Source organism: Anaerotignum faecicola (assembly GCA_024460105.1).
In the GTDB taxonomy this organism is placed as follows: Bacteria; Bacillota; Clostridia; order Lachnospirales; family Anaerotignaceae; genus JANFXS01.
This window is the reverse complement of sequence record JANFXS010000004.1, coordinates 176,727-196,248: the sequence shown is the minus strand read 5'-3', so window position 1 is coordinate 196,248 and position 19,522 is coordinate 176,727. Positions and strand designations below refer to the sequence as shown.

At 43.2% G+C, this 19,522-nt stretch carries 20 protein-coding genes; 7 read left to right on the top strand and 13 right to left on the bottom strand.

Annotated elements, in window-relative coordinates; translation table 11 throughout:
* Window positions 1-15: 15 nt before the first annotated feature.
* Window positions 16-351, bottom strand: a complete 336-nt coding sequence (locus tag NE664_08115; GenBank protein MCQ4726621.1) for an EscU/YscU/HrcU family type III secretion system export apparatus switch protein — start codon at window positions 349-351, stop codon at window positions 16-18.
* On the bottom strand, window positions 338-1,735 hold the full coding sequence (locus tag NE664_08110; GenBank protein MCQ4726620.1) for a hypothetical protein: 1,398 nt from the start codon (window positions 1,733-1,735) through the stop codon (window positions 338-340). The genes NE664_08115 and NE664_08110 overlap by 14 nt, the downstream gene beginning before the upstream one ends.
* A gap of 153 nt (window positions 1,736-1,888) precedes the next feature.
* On the opposite strand from NE664_08110, the gene NE664_08105 reads away from it, so the two are divergent.
* From NE664_08105 to NE664_08085, 5 genes are all read left to right on the top strand, one after another.
* On the top strand, window positions 1,889-4,006 hold the full coding sequence (locus NE664_08105) for a chemotaxis protein CheA (GenBank protein ID MCQ4726619.1): 2,118 nt from the start codon (window positions 1,889-1,891) through the stop codon (window positions 4,004-4,006).
* A gap of 17 nt (window positions 4,007-4,023) precedes the next feature.
* Window positions 4,024-4,518 (top strand): chemotaxis protein CheW, encoded by a 495-nt coding sequence (locus NE664_08100; protein ID MCQ4726618.1) that lies wholly within the window; start codon window positions 4,024-4,026, stop codon window positions 4,516-4,518.
* Window positions 4,519-4,594: 76 nt separating this feature from the next.
* The gene (locus tag NE664_08095) at window positions 4,595-5,419 is read left to right on the top strand and encodes a protein-glutamate O-methyltransferase CheR (GenBank protein ID MCQ4726617.1); all 825 of its coding nucleotides are present in this window, start codon (window positions 4,595-4,597) and stop codon (window positions 5,417-5,419) included.
* 27 nt (window positions 5,420-5,446) lie between these two features.
* Window positions 5,447-6,511 (top strand): chemotaxis response regulator protein-glutamate methylesterase, encoded by a 1,065-nt coding sequence (locus NE664_08090; protein ID MCQ4726616.1) that lies wholly within the window; start codon window positions 5,447-5,449, stop codon window positions 6,509-6,511.
* A gap of 98 nt (window positions 6,512-6,609) precedes the next feature.
* Window positions 6,610-7,065: a hypothetical protein gene (locus tag NE664_08085; protein MCQ4726615.1), complete on the top strand. Its 456-nt coding sequence runs from the start codon at window positions 6,610-6,612 to the stop codon at window positions 7,063-7,065.
* A 440-nt stretch (window positions 7,066-7,505) separates the two neighbouring features.
* Here NE664_08085 and NE664_08080 read toward each other — a convergent pair whose 3' ends face one another.
* The 8 genes from NE664_08080 to NE664_08045 all read right to left on the bottom strand — a co-directional run bounded on the left by NE664_08080 (window position 7,506) and on the right by NE664_08045 (window position 13,938).
* Window positions 7,506-7,742: a carbon storage regulator gene (locus NE664_08080; protein ID MCQ4726614.1), complete on the bottom strand. Its 237-nt coding sequence runs from the start codon at window positions 7,740-7,742 to the stop codon at window positions 7,506-7,508.
* A gap of 6 nt (window positions 7,743-7,748) precedes the next feature.
* Window positions 7,749-8,189, bottom strand: coding sequence for a flagellar assembly protein FliW (locus NE664_08075; GenBank protein ID MCQ4726613.1), 441 nt, complete (start codon window positions 8,187-8,189; stop codon window positions 7,749-7,751).
* Between the two features lie 265 nt (window positions 8,190-8,454).
* On the bottom strand, window positions 8,455-9,069 hold the full coding sequence (locus NE664_08070) for a DUF6470 family protein (GenBank protein MCQ4726612.1): 615 nt from the start codon (window positions 9,067-9,069) through the stop codon (window positions 8,455-8,457).
* Window positions 9,070-9,124: 55 nt separating this feature from the next.
* Entirely contained in the window at window positions 9,125-10,126 is a 1,002-nt protein-coding gene (locus NE664_08065; protein MCQ4726611.1) for a flagellin, read from the bottom strand.
* Window positions 10,127-10,148: 22 nt separating this feature from the next.
* Window positions 10,149-12,233, bottom strand: coding sequence for a hypothetical protein (locus NE664_08060; GenBank protein ID MCQ4726610.1), 2,085 nt, complete (start codon window positions 12,231-12,233; stop codon window positions 10,149-10,151).
* 31 nt (window positions 12,234-12,264) lie between these two features.
* A complete protein-coding gene (locus NE664_08055; GenBank protein MCQ4726609.1) occupies window positions 12,265-12,735 on the bottom strand; it encodes a flagellar protein FlgN in 471 nt (156 codons plus the stop codon).
* Window positions 12,736-12,762: 27 nt separating this feature from the next.
* Window positions 12,763-13,053, bottom strand: a complete 291-nt coding sequence (locus tag NE664_08050; protein ID MCQ4726608.1) for a hypothetical protein — start codon at window positions 13,051-13,053, stop codon at window positions 12,763-12,765.
* A gap of 192 nt (window positions 13,054-13,245) precedes the next feature.
* The gene (locus NE664_08045; GenBank protein ID MCQ4726607.1) at window positions 13,246-13,938 is read right to left on the bottom strand and encodes an ATP-binding cassette domain-containing protein; all 693 of its coding nucleotides are present in this window, start codon (window positions 13,936-13,938) and stop codon (window positions 13,246-13,248) included.
* 325 nt (window positions 13,939-14,263) lie between these two features.
* Here NE664_08045 and NE664_08040 point away from each other — a divergent pair, with 325 nt between their 5' ends.
* Complete coding sequence (locus NE664_08040) at window positions 14,264-15,037, top strand: C39 family peptidase (GenBank protein MCQ4726606.1); 774 nt, start codon at window positions 14,264-14,266, stop codon at window positions 15,035-15,037.
* 1 nt (window position 15,038) lies between these two features.
* On the opposite strand, the gene NE664_08035 is transcribed toward NE664_08040, so the two are convergent.
* Genes NE664_08035 through fliD form a run of 3 tightly spaced genes read right to left on the bottom strand, consistent with a single transcriptional unit; the run spans window position 15,039 to window position 18,466 of the window.
* Window positions 15,039-15,437, bottom strand: coding sequence for a hypothetical protein (locus NE664_08035; protein MCQ4726605.1), 399 nt, complete (start codon window positions 15,435-15,437; stop codon window positions 15,039-15,041).
* 24 nt (window positions 15,438-15,461) lie between these two features.
* Window positions 15,462-15,854 (bottom strand): flagellar export chaperone FliS, encoded by a 393-nt coding sequence (fliS, locus tag NE664_08030; protein MCQ4726604.1) that lies wholly within the window; start codon window positions 15,852-15,854, stop codon window positions 15,462-15,464.
* A 44-nt stretch (window positions 15,855-15,898) separates the two neighbouring features.
* Complete coding sequence (gene fliD, locus NE664_08025) at window positions 15,899-18,466, bottom strand: flagellar filament capping protein FliD (protein ID MCQ4726603.1); 2,568 nt, start codon at window positions 18,464-18,466, stop codon at window positions 15,899-15,901.
* Between the two features lie 264 nt (window positions 18,467-18,730).
* On the opposite strand from fliD, the gene NE664_08020 reads away from it, so the two are divergent.
* Window positions 18,731-19,501 carry a ParA family protein gene (locus NE664_08020; protein MCQ4726602.1) on the top strand — a complete coding sequence of 257 codons (771 nt, stop codon included), beginning with the start codon at window positions 18,731-18,733 and terminating at the stop codon, window positions 19,499-19,501.
* Window positions 19,502-19,522 lie beyond the last annotated feature (21 nt).

Below are 19,522 nucleotides of genomic sequence, written 5' to 3'. Positions count from 1 at the left end.
AATCCCCTCTGCACCTTATTGTCCTCCGTCCTGTACGGGCAGTTTTGCGGGCTCCGTTTCCATACCCGGCTGCTCCCCTTTGTTTTTAAGGGAGAAATTCAGAAAATAAACATAAATATCAACAACCATCTTAAAAAGTTCTTCCGGTATTTCCTGCCCAAGTTCAAGGCGCGACAGTATTGTTGCAAGGGAATTGTCCTCAAAAACAGGAACGTTGTTTTCAACGGCCGTTTCAACAATCTTTTCGGCCATGTGCCCCATGCCGGAGGCCACCACTATCGGAGCCACGTCGCTTCCGTCATATTTTAAAGCTACGGCGCGGCTTGAAGTATTTAAGTTATATTTTGACATTTACCCCGTTTTTCCTTTCATAAATTTTTGGGAAAACTTCGGTTATCGTTTTCGGCTTTACAGAACGTCCCAACGCCACATTTGCAGCCGAAAAACCGTTTTTCTCAACTATAGAAGCAATATCTTTTTTCAGCGCCTTTTCGTCGGCCGCAAGGGAAGGCGGATAAAACAGCTGCACTTCAACCTTGCCTTTGTGCTGTGAAACTATAAGGTCGAAAAATCCCAGATCCTTTATGTCGAACTTTATAAGCAGCTTATTGCGGCGTTCATCGTCGGAGCCCCCGCCTCCCGGCTGCCCGTCGTCGGGATCCACCCATATTTCCGAAAACATTACGTTTCCGAATATCTCGGCCGGTATTATAAAATGCATTAACGGCATATACACGCTTTGGTTTACAAGCATGGAGTTCAACACGTTTTGGAATACAAGTTTCGTTTCAAACCCGCCTTCTCCGCTAAGGCCCTTTTTCATAATCTGTATGAATGTTTCGACAAAATCATTCTCCTTATTTTCGGAAAAAAGTTTTAACAGCGCGTCGTCGCCCAGCCCGCCGAACACCGAATGGAAATCTTTGAAACTTAAAAGCTTCGTATAGCTTTGTACAAGTTTATCATAGCTCCCATTTTCGTATTTTGCAACATTTAACGTAAGCATAGTTATCATATCCCGAACTTTTCCCAAATCATTTGTCTGTTTGACATATTGGGAAAGAAAAGGTACAATCTCTTTTTTAAGGATCTGCGTATTCCGAGGATTTTCGCCTATATGCCCTCCGTTTTCAAACTGGAGCTTCTCCGCAAGGAGCGAAAGCTGGCCCCTGAAATTCGACGTCATATATTTAGACATATTTTTTATTATGGAATCTATATTTTTAAGCGTTGAGCCGCTTGAAGAAGCGTCGTTGAAAATTTTAAGGAAATTGAGTATTTCCCTTTGCAGTTCCATGGAATTTGTTTTCGCAAGCACGTTTTCCAACGCGTCGAAAAACACATTGTTGAATTTAACGGCCCCCTGCACCTGGGCTTTCACAAAATCCGCAAGCTGCTCCGGCGACATTTTCATCATTTCCATGAATTTTGAAATCTCGTTTGCAAAGTTTTCTCCTATGCCGCTTGAAACTTCCGTGCCCATCTGAAAAAATATCTGGCTGAAAATTTCGGTTATATTCGGCATATTCCTTAAAAGCGAAATAAATCCTTCAAAATTGGATTCGTAATTAAGGCCCAAATTCTGTTCGTTTGCGGCCGCCTGCCCGTCGGGGCGCGTAACCTTTGTAGGATCGGCAATATTTTGAATGACAGGGTCGTTAACCGTAACATTGTTTGGCCTTTGAGCATTCTCATATACTGTGTTCGGCGTTGTAACTTTTAAAATATCCGACATTTTTTCACCTTCTAGTTTATAATAAACTATTATTATTTTTCTTTTTTTTGACGATATAATTATTATTATTTTTCTTTTTTTGACGATATAAATTAATGAAGATAATTTTTATAAAAATATACCTATAAATAATTAAGGTGGTGTACAAGTATTATGGACAACGGCACAGATAACATGCTTGATATGTATCTATTTGAAACAAATACCCTTTTGGAACAACTTGACGGAATACTTTTAAACGCTGAAAAATCGAAACAATTTACTGTTGACGACGTTAATGAAATATTCCGTATAATGCATACCATAAAAGGCTCTTCCGCTATGATGGAATTTTCAGGCCTTATGAAAATTGCCCATAAAATCGAAGACTTATTCTTCTTAATAAGAGATAACGGCGTGGATACCTTTGACGAAGTCTGCAGCCAGCAGGAACATCATGAGCTTTTTGACCTCGTTTTTAACGGCATCGACTTTATGCGCTCCGAAATCGAAAAAATCGAAAACAACGAAACTCTTACTGATAATATCGACATCCAGCTTGAAAAAATTAATGATTTTATCAATAAAATTACAGGCCATTTTTCATCAGGCGCGGGCAGCGCGCAAAACGGCGGCTCCGAGAGCGCTCCCGCACAGGCCGGCGAGCCCGCCGCAAAAGCCGACGAAACGGAGCTTCCGGATAATTCCCCTTACTTTTTAAGGGTATTTTTCGACGAAGGGTGCGGCATGGAACATCTGCGCGCGTTTATGCTTATTACGGCTTTGAGCGACGCCGTAGGCGCCTTCACTTATTATCCGAAAGATGTGGAGTCCCGCTCCGAAGCCGCCCATGAAATTGTAGAACACGGGTTTTTTATAGGGCTGAACGACAAAGAATCCGCTGAAAAGGCCGTTTCTGTAGTAAAACAGCAAAGCAACATACAGACATATGAAATTATAGAAAACAGCGCGGCGGAACATCAGAACGTTTCCGAAACGCAAAGCACGGAACCGACGTCTTCCGAAAAATCCGAAGAACCGAAAAAACCCGCCGCATCTCCGAAAAAAAATGCCGGAACCCAGCCTTCCTCACATGCTCAGGCTAAACAAAGCCTCATAAGCGTTAACCTTTCAAAGCTTGACAGCCTCATGGCAATAGTCGGCGAAATCGTTATCACGGAAGCAATGGTTACTTCCTGCCCGGAACTTGCCGGCCTTAAACTTGACAGCTTCACAAAATCCGCGCGCCAGCTCAGGAAGCTTACGGACGAGCTTCAGGACATCGCTATGTCTATAAGGATGGTGCCTATTTCCGGAGTATTCCAGAAAATGAACCGCATTGTCCGCGATATGGGCCAGAAACTCGGCAAAGATGTGGAGCTTGTGCTTATAGGCGAAGATACGGAAGTTGACAAAGCCATTGTGGACGGCATAGGCGACCCTATTATGCATATCGTAAGAAATTCCATGGATCACGGCATAGAGGAAAACGTACAGGACAGGCTAGACGCCGGAAAGGCGGCCAAAGCCAAAATTATACTCAAAGCGGAACACACCGGAAGCGAAGTTATAATCTCCATTGAGGACGACGGCCAAGGCATAAACCCGGCTTCCGTTTTGGCCAAGGCGCAGCGTAACGGCCTTCTAACAAAGCCGGAAAGCGAATACAGCCAGAGGGAAATATTAAATCTCCTTATGATACCGGGATTTTCCACAAACGAGGAAGTTACGGAATATTCAGGCAGGGGCGTCGGCATGGACGTTGTGAAAAAGAATGTCGAAAATGTCGGCGGCATAGTTACAATTTCAAGCGCCATGGGACAAGGCACATGCACTACGCTTAAAATACCGCTTACAATGGCGATTGTCGATGGAATGGAAGTGTCCGTCGGAAAATCCATTTTCACAATCCCTATTAATAACATCCGCCAGTCAATAAAAGCTTCTTCAGCCGATATAATTCACAATGTCGACAACAGCGAAGTTATTAAAATGATGGACGAATTCTATCCTGTTTTCCGCCTTCATGAGCTGTATAACCTTGATACGGAAATAACGGAAATTGACGACGGCATTATAATTTGGGTTGAAGCCGCCGAAAAATCGTACTGCCTGTTTGTTGACGAACTTATAGGCGAACAGCAGGTTGTAGTTAAGCCGCTTCCCGCATATCTTAACAGTTTCAACATAAAAGACAGCGGCATTGCCGGATGCACAATACTCGGCGACGGCAACATAAGCATTATACTTGATATAGCAAACCTTTATGCCAAAGCGCACAATTTCAGCTGATTGGGAGGTAACTAGATATGTCTGAAAACAATAACAATACGGCGGCGGGCGAAAAGGAAAGCAGGCTTTCCGACATAGCGGCCGCTGCTGAAAACACAAGAAAATTCCTTACATTTTTATCGGACGGCCTTATTTTCGGCGTCGACGCTTCTTATGTTACGGAAATAATAATAAACCACAACATAACTTTCCTGCCTATTGTGCCGTATTATATAAAAGGCATAATAAATCTCAGAGGCCAGATTATACCGATAGTGGATATAAGGCTTAGGATGGGCAAACCGGAATATGAAAACCCACGCGGATCCAACTGCATTATAGTTTTAAACATTAATTCCGTTATGCTCGGCATACTTGTCGATACCGTCCAGCAAATGCTCGACATAGACACAAGCCGCATTTCCCCGCCTACCGTAAATAACTGCGAGGAACTTGTCAGCGGAATGTTAACACTTAACAACGGCAGCACAATGCTTGTCCTTGACAACGAAGCTCTGGGAAAGGCATACTGAAAATATATACCGCCGGATACGATGCCGTGTCCGGCGGATTATATAATTAAAGGCATATTTTAAACATGGAGGCGTTATGCTTAAAATAGACGACAAAGACTTTACAACCCTCGTTAAATTTGTACATTCAAATTACGGTATCGACCTGAATAAAAAAAGGCAGCTTATCGAAAGCAGGCTGACAAGCACAATAACCGCCATGGGTATGGCAGACTTTTCACAGTATGTAAAATATATTACGACTACGACAAATAAACCGGACATCGAAAAAATGCTGAATAAGCTGACTACGAATTACACATATTTCATGCGGGAAAAAGAACATTTCGACTTTTTCTCAAACACAATACTTCCCTACCTTGTTTCAACAAAGAAAAACAAGGTTTTAAGCATATGGAGCGCGGGATGTTCTTCCGGCGAGGAGCCTTATACCCTGTCCATGCTTATTAAAGATTATCTCGGAAGCAAGGCGGGCGCATGGGATACCCGCGTGCTTGCCACGGATATTTCACAAAATGTGCTTCAGGCGGCTATGAAAGGCGAATACTTGGCGGAGTCCATTAATTCGGTCCCTCCGCACTGGAAAACGGATTATTTCGTCCAGTCGCCTTCGGGCGGCAAAGTTACGGTTGCCCCCGCAATAAAAAACAACGTTATTTTCAGGACCTTCAATTTAATGGAGCCCATACGGTTTAAACTGCCTTTTGATGTGATATTCTGCCGCAATGTTATGATATATTTCGACCAGCCGACAAAAGACGCTTTGGTTGAAAGATTTTATAACGCTTCAAATCCCGGCGGCTATCTGCTTATAGGACATTCCGAAAGCATCAACCGCGCTGTCAGCAAATATCAGTATATTATGCCGGCGACATACCGCAAACCTTTATTAAACAAATAACAAATACAGGAAAGGTTATGGTAAATAATGTATCCATCATCAAAAATCATAAAAGTTCTCGTTGTTGACGATTCGATCTTTTTCAGGAAGGTTCTCATAGACAACCTTTCAAAAATGGATAATATAGAAGTTATCGGATATGCAATAAACGCTTTTGACGCCAAAAAAAAGATACCTCTGCTTAATCCCGACGTAATAACAATGGACGTTGAAATGCCGGGGCTTAACGGCATTGAATTCTTGAAACAGCTTATACCGCAGAACCCTATACCGGTAATACTCGTATCGTCTTTAAATATAAGCGTATTTGAAGCCCTGTCGGCCGGAGCCGTTGATTTTGTAAGAAAGCCGGACGCCTCTCAGGGGAACAATATACAAAACTTTATGTCGGATCTCGGCAGAAAAATCCATATAGCGTCAAATGCGAAAGTGCGCGTTCCTTCACAGGCCCAGCAGGTACGCAAAACATCTGCACGGCAAACGCCGCATGGCCTCCTAGGCCCATCGGCAAAACTTGACGGCACAATAATCGCCCTTGGAGCTTCTACAGGAGGCACTGAAGCAACATTAAGCGTTTTAAAGGAGCTCCCTGCCGATACGCCCGGTATGGTTATAGTGCAGCACATGCCGCCCGGATTTACAAAAATGTATGCCGACCGTCTTGACCGTTTATGCAGCATGACTGTAAAAGAAGCCAAAAACGGTGATAAAATAGTGCGGGGCCAAGCTCTTATCGCTCCGGGCGACATGCAGATGAAAGTTGTGAAAATAGGCGCGCAGTACAGCGTTTCCTGTTTCGACGGCGAAAAAGTAAGCGGCCACAAGCCTTCCGTAGACGTTTTGTTTAATTCTATGGCCGATTCGGTTAAAACCAACGGCATCGGCATAATACTAACCGGCATGGGCCGCGACGGCGCGGCCGGGATTTGCCGTATGCGCCAAAACGGAGCTTATACAATAGGTCAGAATAAAGAATCATGCGTTGTTTACGGTATGCCTATGGTCGCATATGAAATGGGCGGAGTATGCACTCAGGCGTCATGTGAAAATATCCCCAACATACTTATGCAGAAACTGCGTTCAATGAAATAACCCTACGCGCGGTATATATTGTAAAAGCCCCAAAAATTACGGAGTAACTGTTTCTGATTTTATTTAACCTGCCGCCTGCGGCACATGGGGGAAATTAAATGATATCTAAAAAGAAAATTGTTATTGCTGTAATATTTATATTTATACTTTCTTTCTGTTCGTACATGTTCTGGCCGATGACGTTGAACAGCATTATTTTCCATGGCGAGCCGGTTTTTATATCCTTCATTGAAAACAAAGTTGATAACGGCGTAACGTCACAAACGTCATACGATTATGTATTTGAATACGATTCTGACGAATACCGCCAATTATTTGATATATTGGACAAATATCCTTATCACAGGGGATTGTATTCGTTTACAGGCGATATATCCATACCGAAAGCGGGCCGCACCGTCACTCTTTATTCAAGCGGCAACCTTATCGTACTTGGATGTATTCCGAAAATCATAGTAAACGAAAAGGCTTACAGGCTGGGATATTTTAATAAAGAAATTCAAACAAATATTATAGACGAAATCTGCAATCTGCTTCCGGAAAAAAGCGTTTAATATGTCCGGCCGAAAAATCATTTTTTGTTTGCCTTGAAGCAGTTTATCGCATTGAATAATGATTTCAAACAGAAAAAGCCGTAATTTTCTATATGGCCTTAAGCCACCACGAAAACACGGCTTTTTGTATTGAAGCTTCCTGCCGAAAAAATAAATTCTGTATTCGGCACAATGTATTGTCGGATTTTTTATCCGCTTAATCTATATTTTATACGCAAATAAATACCTTTGGCACAGTGTCCGCACGGCTGAAACCATGCTTTTAACGCGCGTATCCGATACAGCCGCGCCGCCGTTTTACGGATACGCCGCTTTATTTTAATTTCCATACAAAATAAATCTAAGACGCCTACAGCATGCCGCTCTCCGGTAAAATAATCCGAACGTCAGATAATTTACACTCCATAGCTTTTGGCGCATGGCTTTAAGTCCTGCGCGCTTTAACGTCCGTTTGCATCTTTTTTCGCGATATTTTTAATCATCTGTATATCGCCGCTTTTTAATATGGATTCCTTATTCATATCGGCGGCAATTATAAGCTCTGTGCGCAGAATTGATATTTCTTTCGGGGCTTTTATGGCTATCTTAACCACCCCGGGATTTATTTCCGTAACCGTAAGCTCAATGTCGTCGCCTATCCTGATTGATTCGCCTTCACGCCTTTGCAAAACAAGCATATCAAATCAGCCCTCCTTTAAAAATTTATAAAAAGGATATTTAAATTCGTACCGATTGTTTTCCAAAATAACTTGAATTGCCTTTTTGTTTTCAGGGTTAACCGCAACAGGACATCTCAAATTAACAGTACTGTTTTTTATCTCGGGGGCTATAACACAAATATTATAAAAATTAAGTTCTTTTTCGTCGGCGGCGTCGAGGTATCTAAGCTCCTCTTCTGTAAGCGTCGGCGTATAATCAGGTATAAAAGCAAACGGGTTCATAACTGTAAAAGCAAGATCCACGTCGTCAAGGCTCTGCAAACACAATATATTCCCGCTTTCATTATCAAATCTTATTAATACAAACCTTTTATCCTGCTGAAATCCAAAAATACCTTTCTCAAATTTTATCTCCTCGTCGCTTGAAAAAGGCAGACTGCCGAAATATTTTGTTTCTATTTCCATGCTATTCCCCATTCCGCGTTAATATTGTAAACTATTATGAATTAAATCAATCGTGCAAAGAGATCCTACGCTATATAAATACCGGACGGATACCGCAATAATCCGGAAAAATATTGTCATATACAAACAATCAGTATGCCCAAATCCAGGGCATACTTTTCGTTGTATTGTTTAAAACTCTCAATCCTTCCGGAACATTTTCCTCCGGGCATATTAAACTTCAGAAAGCCGTTATGTCCGAAACAATCCTTTAAGTTAGCCTCAATTACGCCTTTACATCTATCGGTTCATAATTAGGATCGCTGCTTGGCGGAACATAAATAGGGCCGCCGATATACTCTATTATTACATCGGGCTGCTGCGTTATGTTAAACTCTATATTGCCCGGCACAAATTCAAAGTCGCCTTTAAAAATACGCCAGTCAAAATTAAGCTTATCCATTTGATAGTCTATTGTAACATCCGGCTGCGACCAGCTTAACTCAGCCATAGTATCCGGTATAAACTCAACGTTAAAATCCTTCATTTGAAAATATTTGTCCGTATTTTCCTTGATTATATTACCCAAAACGTCGTCGCCTATTTTTGCTTTAAGCATAAGACGCCCGTTTTGCGCCATGGATGCGGTAGCTTCGTATGCCGCTGTTTTTCCGGCTTGGGCATACCTTTGAATACTGCTGGAAACTGACGCCGGGGAAATTGAATCCCTTGCCTGGAAAGTATCTATGCTCAGCCTTATCGGGCTGCTGGAAATTTCCATCCTGCCGTCGTTCCTTTTTATCTCCAAATCCGCCGTGCCGTTTTTGTATTCCAAATGCGCATTATTTACCTTCATTTCAAACGCTATCGGAACATTAGTTATTTTAATTAAAGGTTCCATATTTCAAACCTCCCCAAACTATTTATAAATCCATTCCCTAAAAATACTTTTTACATTATTTCATAAAATCTATAAAAGAAGGCGAAAGTATGCTTGTTCCGACTTTTAACGCCGCATTATATGCATACTGCTGCCATACATAATCCGATATAGCCGCCGCCATATCGACATTTTCAACGTCTACAATCTGTACATTTATATTATCGCTTGCCGTTTCAAGCTGTTTTTTCCTGTTTTCCAAAAACTCGCTTTTTGTCCCAAGTTCCGCAACAAAATCGGCAACGTCGTTTTTGCTCTCAACAAACTGATCCATAAGCTTGCCGAATTTTGCCTCGTTAAGATTCGGTTCTTCAAGGGCATCGGCCATTTGTCCCAGAAGCGTTACAACATTTTTGCTTACGCCGTCGGCAGTCTGCCCGTATCCTACAATATTAAGACCCGGTACAGCCGTATTAAAGGCACTGCTTCCTACAACGTCGCCCTGGGCATTCTCCTCCATGCCGAATCCGATATCCACATAAAGCGTTTCATCCATCATTTCCTCAAGCTTTTTTATTTCGTCGGGATCCGTTGTATTAACATCTATCCCTCTGTAATAAAGCTTATCGTCTTTAAGCTCAAAAGGCGCTTCCTTCGTTCCCGCCCCGCCGAAAAGGAACCTGTCGGCATACTTTTCATTCAAGCTCAAAACTATTGAGTCCTGCATCCCTCTAAGGGTTTTCGCATATGTAAGCCTTGCTTCATAGCTTGTTGCGCCGTTAATTGCGCTGAGCGTATCTTCGTTTACCTGCTCGTTAAGCACGCCGCTTATGCTGAGCGCGCTGCTTGAAACAGTATCAAACATAGAAATGGTAGTTTTTACGTTTTCCAGATAGTCCGCATTCTGGTTAAATTCCCTCCTCAGCTTAAAAGAACGCGCCGCTGCGGAAGGGTCTTCATCTATATTGTTAAACTTCCTTTTGGTAAGAACCTTCTGCCTTGAACTGTCAAGGTTAGCCATGGTTTTATTAAGATTTCGGCTATAGTTGCTCATAATAGCCCTTGTAGTTACCCTCATGATTAATCAAATCCTCCTTCCGTTATCTTCCTACAACGCCCATTTTATTTATAATAGTGTCAAGCGCCTCGTCAAGCACTGTCATCATTCGGGCCGATGCAGAATATGCCTTTGAATACTGGAGCATATTCATGCCTTCCTCGTCAAGCGATACGCCTGAAACATTGTCACGGTCATCTGAAATGCTTCCGGCAAGCTGCACATGATTGTTAAGTATCTCTGTCGAGGATTTTATATCGAGGCCAAGCACAACGCCCATATTTGAGAAAAATTCCTGATATGTGCCTTCAAAGAGTTTTGTGCCCGTACCGTCGCCGTTTGTATCATACACCATAGATTCCGTAAAAAGGTTTTTCATATGCAGTATGTTGTCATTTGCCCCCTCAGGCGCATTGGGATCCTTTGAGGCCGTTATGCCGTATTCGTTGTTGTTCCAGCCATCGGCTATTTTTATATTGCCCGCCGTTATTTTATCGGTGCCGTCATTTGTTTCAAAAAGGTTGTGTTCAACAGGCTGTCCTGCCCCGTCCGTAAACTGATATGGATTATTCGCCTCATTTAACGTTGTGGCAATTTTATTTGCAAGGGAGTCCAGCATGTTCTGGTAATAGCCGATACCCCTTGTCGCGTTTGGATCCTGATCGAACTCGCCGTCGTCATTAAGGAGGTCAAGCGAGCTTTTAAGGGAGCCTGTTAATATATCGTCTGTAATATCGCCTATTGCCGCGCCCGCCGCCAACGAATCCTGCTTATCCTTATTTGCCTTATCAAGCTCCTTCTGCGCTGCATCAATCCTGTCTTTTTCCGTTTTTTGGAGTTCCGCAATTTCCGTATTGAGATCGTCGACTTTTTTCTGTGCCTTATCAGCCTCTGCCTGCGCATTAGTCAGGGCAGTCTGGGCTTTAACTTCGGCTTTTTCGGCAGTTTTCAGCGCCGCCCTCGCTTCGTCGTAAACCTTCCTCGCCGCCGTAATCTGATCCTTTGTGCTGTTCGGATTGGCCTTTATCGCCTCATAGTCCGCCTTCGCCTTATCGGCGGCCGTTTGTTTTGCGGCAGTATCCGCCTGCGCGGCCGTAAAAGCCGCATTTGCATTATTCAGCGTGTTATTGGCGTCCGTAAGTAACTTCTGAGCCTCTGTAAGCTTATCGGTGGCATTTTTCACTGCGTCCATTTCCTTCTGCAGTTTCTGCTGTGCCTCGGCTATTTTGAAATCAAGCTCCTTATCGTCCGGATCAAGCTTTGTAAGCCCGATTTTCCAATCCTCCGTACCGTTTTGATCGGGAGAAGTAAGCTCCAACTGCCTTGCCTGTTCGTCATCAACAAGGGTTATCTTCTTGCCGTCCTTGCCTACAAGCTCAATACTTAATTCTTCAACAGAAATACTGTCCGTATATTTTACCGTATCGTATTTAACTTCTATATCAAGATACGAGGAAAGCTCGTCAATAAGGAGATTTCTCTGATCCTTGAGTTCCAAAGCGGCGTTTCCGTGAAGGTTGGCTTCTTTTATGGATTTATTAAGATCCCTTATATTGTTCAATAAGTTGTTTACAGCCGGTATGTCGACGTCCTTTAAATCCGTTTCCTGATTTTTCCTTACTTCCTCAAGCTGCTTTGCCGCGGAATTTAAAAGCTCCGTAAGCACCTGGGCCGATGATTTAACCATGCTGTCAAATTCCTTGTTGCCTACGTTTGAAGCAAGCTTGTCAAGTTTGCTTAAAAGATCCCCGATCTGGTTATGGATACCGCCCTCATCGTCAACCTTCGAGGCCTCGTCAAGTATACTGCTGAGCTCCTTAAGCCCTGATATTTTAATGTCATATTCTCCTACCTGCGCCATTTCCGCCCTGAACCTTTTATCAAGGAACGGGTCGCGGATCTGGGAAATGCCCGTAACCAAGGCGCCGTTTCCTATATTTACATTATAAAATGACGAGTATCGGTTTGAGCCGCCGCCTACATTAAAGCTTACCTGGTCTACTCTCTGCCTTGTATAGCCGAGAGTGCTTATATTTGAAATGTTCTGCCCCGTTATGTTCAACGCCTGCTGCGCAACCGTCATACCGAGGCGGGCCGTCATAAAACCGCCGAATGTCGAATTAATCATAAACTATTCCTCCGCAAAAAATCTTTTCATATTAAACACGTCTGCTCCTGAAACTGCTTTCGCCCCTTACAACGCTGCCTTTCTCGTTATATACGCCCGCCGCTTCCGCGCCGTTAAGCTCGCTTAAGTATTTATCGAGCCTATGGAGGTTAATCTCGATAGCGTCCTGTGAAAGTTTGGACGTTTCCTTATAAAGTTTAAGGTTTTTCTGCATTTCATCAAAAAGCGCGTCAAAATTATGTTTTTCATCTTCCGCAAGCGTCCCGATAATTTCCTTAAAGCTCATATTTTCAAAGCCCAGCTCCTTCTGGACGGCTTCGCGTTTCCTATCCAGCCCCCTGAGCTTCAGCATCATAGCCTGTTCGCTTTTCATACATTCTTCCACACGGGATATATTGTTCTTTAAAACAAAATCAAATTTCTTTTTTTCAAGATCCGTAATTTCTTTTAAAAATGAATTTGTTTCTATTAATATATCCCGAAGTTTTGCGTTATTTTCCATTATATACTGCGCCCTTTCCAATGATATTTAAGAAAGCATCATTCTTCTGATAACCTCGTCAATGCCTGTTTCATAAGAGCCGTCTTCAATTTGGCATCTTATTTCTTCAATATTTTTTTCGGGAGCAGGCGCCTGCACTTCTTTTAAAATGCGGTTTTTTAGTTCGCTAATAAACATACCTTCCGGCATGGCTTCGTTTTTGCTGATTAGGATTTCATCAAAATTCTTAGTGTTCGTTTTTACCAGCGATGCCTGCCCTTTGTTAACGGGTTGTTTCCCGCCGTATCCTATTAACGGCGTATTAGGCGTTATTTTCATATTAATCAACTCCTGCCGATGGCAAACCAATTGTTATGCTTTTATATAATATATATCGTCACTATAATAATAAAGATAATATTTAAAACAAATAATTAGATAGAAAAACTAAAATATTTATATTGTTTTAGGCCGAAAATTATTAATTTATACTAAAAATCAATATAAAAAGCCTGTTAAAACAAGCAGGCTTTATATCAAATAACCATATTTTCCCTTTTTTACATCGCCTATTATGCGCCCGCCGTAAAGGGTTACAACACGCTTTTGCATTATGTTTACAATTTCTTTATCATGTGTTGCCATTATAACCGTAACGCCGAGCCGGTTTATTTCGTCAAAAAGCTGCGCAATATCCCATGCGGCATCACGGTCAAGTCCGCTTGTAGGTTCGTCGGCAATTATAACCGACGGATTGTTTACAAACGCCCTGGCAAGTTCAACCTTAGATCTCTCCCCTCCCGAAAGTTCATGGGGCATCGCTTCGGCTTTATCCCTCATGCCCACAAGGCCCAGCGCCTTAAATATTGTCTGTTCCATCAAGCCTGCCGGCTGCTGTGTTGCCAAAAGGGCAAGCTCGATATTTTTATATACGTTCCTGTCGTTTAAAAGAAGATTTTCTTCGCGGATAATTCCAAACTTACGTCTTAAGTACGGCAGTTTTTTCCTCTTCATTTTTATCAAATCGTTTCCGCCTACAAATATAGTTCCTTTAGTGGGAAGTATCTCCCTTGTCAAAAGGCTTAAAAACGTACTTTTGCCGGAGCCGCTTTGACCGAGCAGGAACACAAACTCACCGGTCGCTATATCGATATTTGCATCAATAAGCCCTGCCGCCCCGTTTTCATAAATTTTGCTTACGTCTTTAAAAGAAATGGAAAACATTCTAACCCGTCCTCATATATAAGCTGTATAACCTAACCAACTGCGGGCAAAACCCGTGCCGTCGCACGGACAAATGCCTCAAAATCCAATCAATGCCCGTCTATAAGCGGAATCTTTAATATTTGTTATTAATTTATATTAAGCCTCGCGCCGTTTCCTCAGCCGATGAAAAGTATCCCCGCCCCGCTCATTAATTCATGGAGGGAAATATTGTATTTTTCAAATTCCAACGTTATGCGCCAATATTACGGAAACTATGGTATAATATCTTTGTCCCAAAGCTGTTGCGGGAAAATAATATGTTATGTCTTCGGAGGCATTAAAATTGAGATTTATATATTACACGATAAAATTCATAATCTGCTTTTCGCTTTACATAGCCATTTTTTTTATGTTTCCGGAAATAGCCGAAAAAGCAGACGAACTGTATGCAGGCGCCGCCAATACGATTACGGCGCTTAAAACCGAAATTGCCGAAAGGCGCGCCAAAAACGAAATTGAACGCACTCCCGAGCCGAAAGAAGAAACCTTAACCGCCAAAACAGATCCCAACGGCGATATTATACTTCCCGGCAATTTTGTGAATATACACTATTATAACCAGTCCGACGAACGATGGGGAAACGAAATGTACGGACCCGACAATCCCATATCGATATACGGCTGCGGCCCGACTACCCTTGCTATGCTTGTTACAAGCCTTACGGGAAACGAAATCAATCCATATGATATGGCAAAGTGGTCTTATGATAACGGCTATTTCTGCCAAGACAGCGGTTCATACCATTCAATAATCCCCGGCGGAGCATCCCAGTGGGGTCTTACGGTTGAGGCCGTTAAAGACTATTCGCCCGAAAACCTTCAAATGCTTTTATCAACGGGCAATCTCATTGTTGTTTTAATGGGAAATGGCCATTTTACGGAAAATGGCCATTTCATACTAATCCGTGGGATAACCCTGGACGGAAAATTTTTGATAGCTGATTCTAAAAGCTATGAAAATTCCCAAAAAGAATGGGAACCTCTGACAATAATAGACGAGGCAAAATACGGCGCAAGCAGCAACGGCCCAATATGGGCCGTGCGCTATGAAAAATAACCTACTTTCCCGCCTTTGAATAAAACGACGAGCCGCCGGCAATTTTCCTGCTGATGCGGCTGTCTTTTTCAATTATCTTTCCAAGCTGGTTATGGATCATGCTTTTTAAGCTTATAACCTTTTTTATATCGTCGGGGACGTCCGCCCCGCCGTCCGCATTGTTTACGGCGTCGCGCTGATTAGGCGGAAGCGCCGCAACAAACTTGCCAATCTCCAAATCAAGCGTATCCACAGCGTCCATTTCTTCTCCCCGCATGGAAAGCACCATATTTACGCTTTGCTTATCGTTTCTGGAAAGAGCTTCCGTAAGTTCGTCCGTAAGACGGCCTATTTCTATAACCCTGCCGTATTTTTTTTGGAGTTTTGCCGTTATTTCCTGAGCAATGCTTTTTTCTTCCATACTTCCTCCGCTGCTTTTGACCGCCTATGTGTTCTGCTGCGTTTTTTTGCTCGCGTTCAGGCGATCCGCTTCTTTAAACGCATCCCTTAGTTCGCTTATATGCGATTTAAGCTCGGTAATAATTTCTTTGTTCCTGCCCGCCTCAAGCCTTCCGAGTTCATACATAAAATAATCGTACATGCGGTAGAGGTCGCGGCTTATTTCATACTTCCTGTCAAGAACCGAGGAAAGGTAGTTGATTATTTCCCTTGTCCTTTTAACAGCCCCGCCGAAAGTTTCGTAATCCTCTTTGCCCAATGCAAATTCGGCTATAGTAAGCCTTTTTATACATTCGTCGTAAAGCAGTACAAGCATTTCGCCGTTTGTCATCGTTGCAATCGACTGCTGTTTATATTGCTGGTATCCGTTATTAATCATAATTATCAATTACCGGCCTTTCTGAAATTTAAGCCAAAGACGCATCAGCCTCCGAACTGTGACGAAAGCCAGCTGCTTTGGGAATTCATATTTGAAATATAAGTTTCAAGGCTTGCGAATTTATTGTACGCGTTTTCAGTTTCCGTTTCAAGCTTATCTTGAAGTTCCGATATAATATCGTCTATATCGTCCATCTGTTTCTGGATTGAGTTGTTAAGGACGGAAAGCGGCGATTCCGGAGCGCCGGCCTTTTCGACAAATACGCCTTTCGTCGATCCCGTCGTTGCGGCATACTTTTCAAACACATCGAAAATCTGCGTCATAATGCCGCCCTTGGACGTCACCTCTTCTCCGTTTTCGTTAACCGTTGTTTTAGCCTCCGCCGTAAACAGCTCCTTAACGCCGTCAAGGTTTGATTCTATTGCCGCCTTAAATTTTTCTTCGTCAAAAGAGATTTTTCCGTGGTCGCTGTATGTAGACGATACCGTTATGCCCATTTCTTCAAGCGCCTTTATATCCGATGAGCTTCCTGAAAAAAGGAAACGTATTGCCGACGTAAAGCCTTTAACCTCGCTGCTGTTAAAAAGCATGCCGGCCTTAGCCTTTTCTTCCCACGCCTTAATTTCGTCCTCGCTCATTTCAGCCCTTTGTTCATCCGTAAGGGGCGGATAATCCCTATTCTTTTTCTCCGAAACGCTGTCGTTTGAGAGCTTTATAATCTCGTTAAAATCGTTAATCATCTCTTTAAAAGCCGTAACGATTTTATCGGTGTCGGCTTTCGCGCTGAAAGTTACGGCTTCAGACGCATCGTCAAGTATGGCGTTGCCGCTTCCGTCTACCATATCGTTGCCGTTTTCGTCCTTTTTAATTCCGAACGTGCCGTTAACGGTTACCGTAAGCCCGTCTAAATTGAAGCTGTTTGAACTTCTTGTAATAGCTACCGGATCTTGGCCGCCCGCCCCGTCGTAATCGACATATATTATGGCGTCCTGCCCCATTGTTGCGGAATAATCCGTTTCAACAGGCTTGCCGGAAGAATCCTTTTTGCCGAGGTTCTTTCCGAAAATAGCCTGGCCGAGATTGAACGAGCCGTCGTCCGGCTTTTCTTTTCCGTTTTCGTCAACCGCCCCCACTATGGAAAAATCTCCGCTTGCGCCGCCTTCCGTTGAAGATATATTGAATTTGTCCGTTGTTGAAAGGTACGAAACCTGCACGTTTGCGTCGCTTGCGTTTATGGCTTTTATAATATCCGACATGGACGTGTTTTCGTCAAAATCTTTTCCGTCCATCGTTTTGCTGATTGTAATAATCTCGCCTGTTTTATTGTTTTTAATATTAACCGCATATTCGTTTATAGCAGTGCCGCCGTTTTTGCCGATAATGCCCGATTCCGAGAAGGAAGCGTCAAGGTTGACCCTGTTTGATTCGCCCGCCTTAATGTCCAAAGCGCGCAGTGCGTCCGCGTCGCCGCCCGTTATCTTGAGTTCCGACGTGCCGTCAATCTTCCCTGTCTGAGGGTTTACGGTCTGGAACGACAGCTCCTTGTCGGCTTCGCTGTATTCGACTTTAATCCTTCCCGAGCCGAATTCCCTGTTAAGCTCCTTATTGAAATAATCGGCGAGCTTTTTCATATCGGCTTTGCCTGTCTTTTTATCAAATATATCGCTTTCATCGGCCGACGGTATAGTTATCTGCTTTGAAATGCCGTTATAGCTGAAAGTAACCGTTTTGCCCGCAAGCATGTCGGCTGAAGTCCTCGTCGTCTGGAGGCTTTTCATATATTCCTCCGTAAGCGCTTTCGTTCCGGTAATCGAATTTCCTTTGCCGGAAACTTTGTCGCCCTCTTCAAGGCCGAGGCCTTCGAGGAGTTTCTCGCTTCCGCCTTTGATTTCTATTTTGTTGCCGGTTTCCGCAACAGCGTCGGAAGCATAGCCTATTTTTATGCCTCCGTCGTAAGTAAGGCCGAACTTAATTTTGTCGCTTGCCTTTTCCCCGTCTGTACCGTAATCGATTTCGGAAAGGGATTTGTTAAGCGCGTCGACAACCTCCTCGGCCGTATTATATTCCTCGCCGCTTGGAAGGGTTACCGTAAAGCTTTTGCTGCCGTATCCCACCGTAAGGCTCGTTCCGGCAAGGCTGCTGTCCGTAAATGTTTCGTCGCCCGTAACTTCCCCGCTTGAAAGCTTCTGATCGCTTACGTTTGAACTTGAAACGTAGCTGGTATTCTTTGCAAGCTGTTTAACGGCGGCAATGGAAAGGGATTCCGCCGAATTCGACGAACCCGAAACGCTCACATACTTGCTGTTTTCACCGAGAGCGGAAATAAGCGTTTTAGCATAGAAGCTAGGACTCCTTAGGTTAGTGCCCGAACTGTATGAGGTGTATTTATTTTGGAAAGCTATTAATTTTGAACTTATGGAACGGTATGCGTCCATTTGCCACTGGAGAAGCTGTTTCTGCTGTTTCTGCTGGGCTATTTTACTTTTCGTGCCGAGAACCATTGCCTCGACCAAAGAGTCTGTATCGAGCCCGCTGGCAAGGCCCGTTATCCTTTTTGCATTGCTGTAAATGCTGTTTGACGTGCTTGAACTCAGACTGCCTATTGACGACATATATATTCCCCTTTCTTTATATCCTTTACATCAAATTATTTTTAAATTCTCTATACTTCTTTATCGACATATAGTATACTTTTATTAATATAAAAAAATAATTTTCTGTCTGTTGTAAGCCGCTCCGACGCTTTTTGAACTTTATCCGTATAAATTTCAAAAATGTTTAAAAACTTACATACATACAGATTTACTAATATCGGATACCGCGTGGCGCCGATTTATGAAAGTTAATAGGCGTTTCGACGGCAAGGGGGTAATTTTTTGGCATATGTAATAGCGTTGACAAATCAGAAAGGCGGGGTTGGCAAAACTACAACCTCATGCGCGCTTATAAGCGGGCTTACTGCCAAAAAGAAGAAAGTCCTCGGTATAGATCTCGATCCGCAGGGCAATTTGGGCTTCAGCCTGGGTATTGAAATAGAAGAATGCGCGACAATTTACGACGCGTTTAAGGGACAGGCCGATTTAAACGACATCATTCATAAAACGCCTTACGGCGACGTTGTGCCCAGCAATATACTTTTAAGCGGGGCCGAGCTTGAATTTAACCGTCCGGGCCGCGAATTCCTATTAAAGGATCTGCTGAAAACGGTCGGCGGCAAATACGACTATGTAGTTATAGACACTCCCCCGGCGTTAAATATACTTACGGTTAACGCATATGTAGCTTCCGACGCGCTCATAATACCTATGGTTCCAGAAATACTCAGCCTGCTTGGCATAAGCCAAATAAAGGAAACCATAGATTCCGTCAAAAAATTTTATAATCCGGGCTTAAATATACTCGGCATACTCCTTACAAAATACAACGGCCGCCTTAACCTTGCAAAAGAAGTGCATGAAATGAGCGAAAGCATAGCGGCGCAGCTCGGCACAAAGGTTTTCGACACAAAAATACGTTCCAGCGTTTCCATAGCCGAAGCTCCGGCTCACGGAGAAAGCATATTTGAATACTCGCCAAAATCCAACCCGGCAATCGACTATACGCTCTTTGTCGACGAAACGCTTAAAATAATACGCAAAAGCAGATAACGGACGGGAGGTTGAAACAAT

Coding starts and splice junctions, on each gene's coding strand:
- NE664_08035 (MCQ4726605.1), bottom strand. CDS start 15,437: ATGGAAGAAAAAAGCATTGCTCAGGAAATAACGGCAAAACTCCAAAAA.
- NE664_08045 (MCQ4726607.1), bottom strand. CDS start 13,938: ATGTTTTCCATTTCTTTTAAAGACGTAAGCAAAATTTATGAAAACGGG.
- NE664_08080 (MCQ4726614.1), bottom strand. CDS start 7,742: ATGCTTGTTTTGCAAAGGCGTGAAGGCGAATCAATCAGGATAGGCGAC.
- NE664_08050 (MCQ4726608.1), bottom strand. CDS start 13,053: ATGAAAATAACGCCTAATACGCCGTTAATAGGATACGGCGGGAAACAA.
- NE664_08090 (MCQ4726616.1), top strand. CDS start 5,447: ATGTATCCATCATCAAAAATCATAAAAGTTCTCGTTGTTGACGATTCG.
- NE664_08070 (MCQ4726612.1), bottom strand. CDS start 9,069: ATGGAACCTTTAATTAAAATAACTAATGTTCCGATAGCGTTTGAAATG.
- NE664_08075 (MCQ4726613.1), bottom strand. CDS start 8,189: ATGGAAATAGAAACAAAATATTTCGGCAGTCTGCCTTTTTCAAGCGAC.
- fliS (MCQ4726604.1), bottom strand. CDS start 15,854: ATGATTAATAACGGATACCAGCAATATAAACAGCAGTCGATTGCAACG.
- NE664_08095 (MCQ4726617.1), top strand. CDS start 4,595: ATGCTTAAAATAGACGACAAAGACTTTACAACCCTCGTTAAATTTGTA.
- NE664_08060 (MCQ4726610.1), bottom strand. CDS start 12,233: ATGATTAATTCGACATTCGGCGGTTTTATGACGGCCCGCCTCGGTATG.
- NE664_08115 (MCQ4726621.1), bottom strand. CDS start 351: ATGTCAAAATATAACTTAAATACTTCAAGCCGCGCCGTAGCTTTAAAA.
- NE664_08105 (MCQ4726619.1), top strand. CDS start 1,889: ATGGACAACGGCACAGATAACATGCTTGATATGTATCTATTTGAAACA.
- NE664_08055 (MCQ4726609.1), bottom strand. CDS start 12,735: ATGGAAAATAACGCAAAACTTCGGGATATATTAATAGAAACAAATTCA.
- fliD (MCQ4726603.1), bottom strand. CDS start 18,466: ATGTCGTCAATAGGCAGTCTGAGTTCAAGCACGTCAAACAGCATTTAC.
- NE664_08100 (MCQ4726618.1), top strand. CDS start 4,024: ATGTCTGAAAACAATAACAATACGGCGGCGGGCGAAAAGGAAAGCAGG.
- NE664_08085 (MCQ4726615.1), top strand. CDS start 6,610: ATGATATCTAAAAAGAAAATTGTTATTGCTGTAATATTTATATTTATA.
- NE664_08065 (MCQ4726611.1), bottom strand. CDS start 10,126: ATGAGGGTAACTACAAGGGCTATTATGAGCAACTATAGCCGAAATCTT.
- NE664_08110 (MCQ4726620.1), bottom strand. CDS start 1,735: ATGTCGGATATTTTAAAAGTTACAACGCCGAACACAGTATATGAGAAT.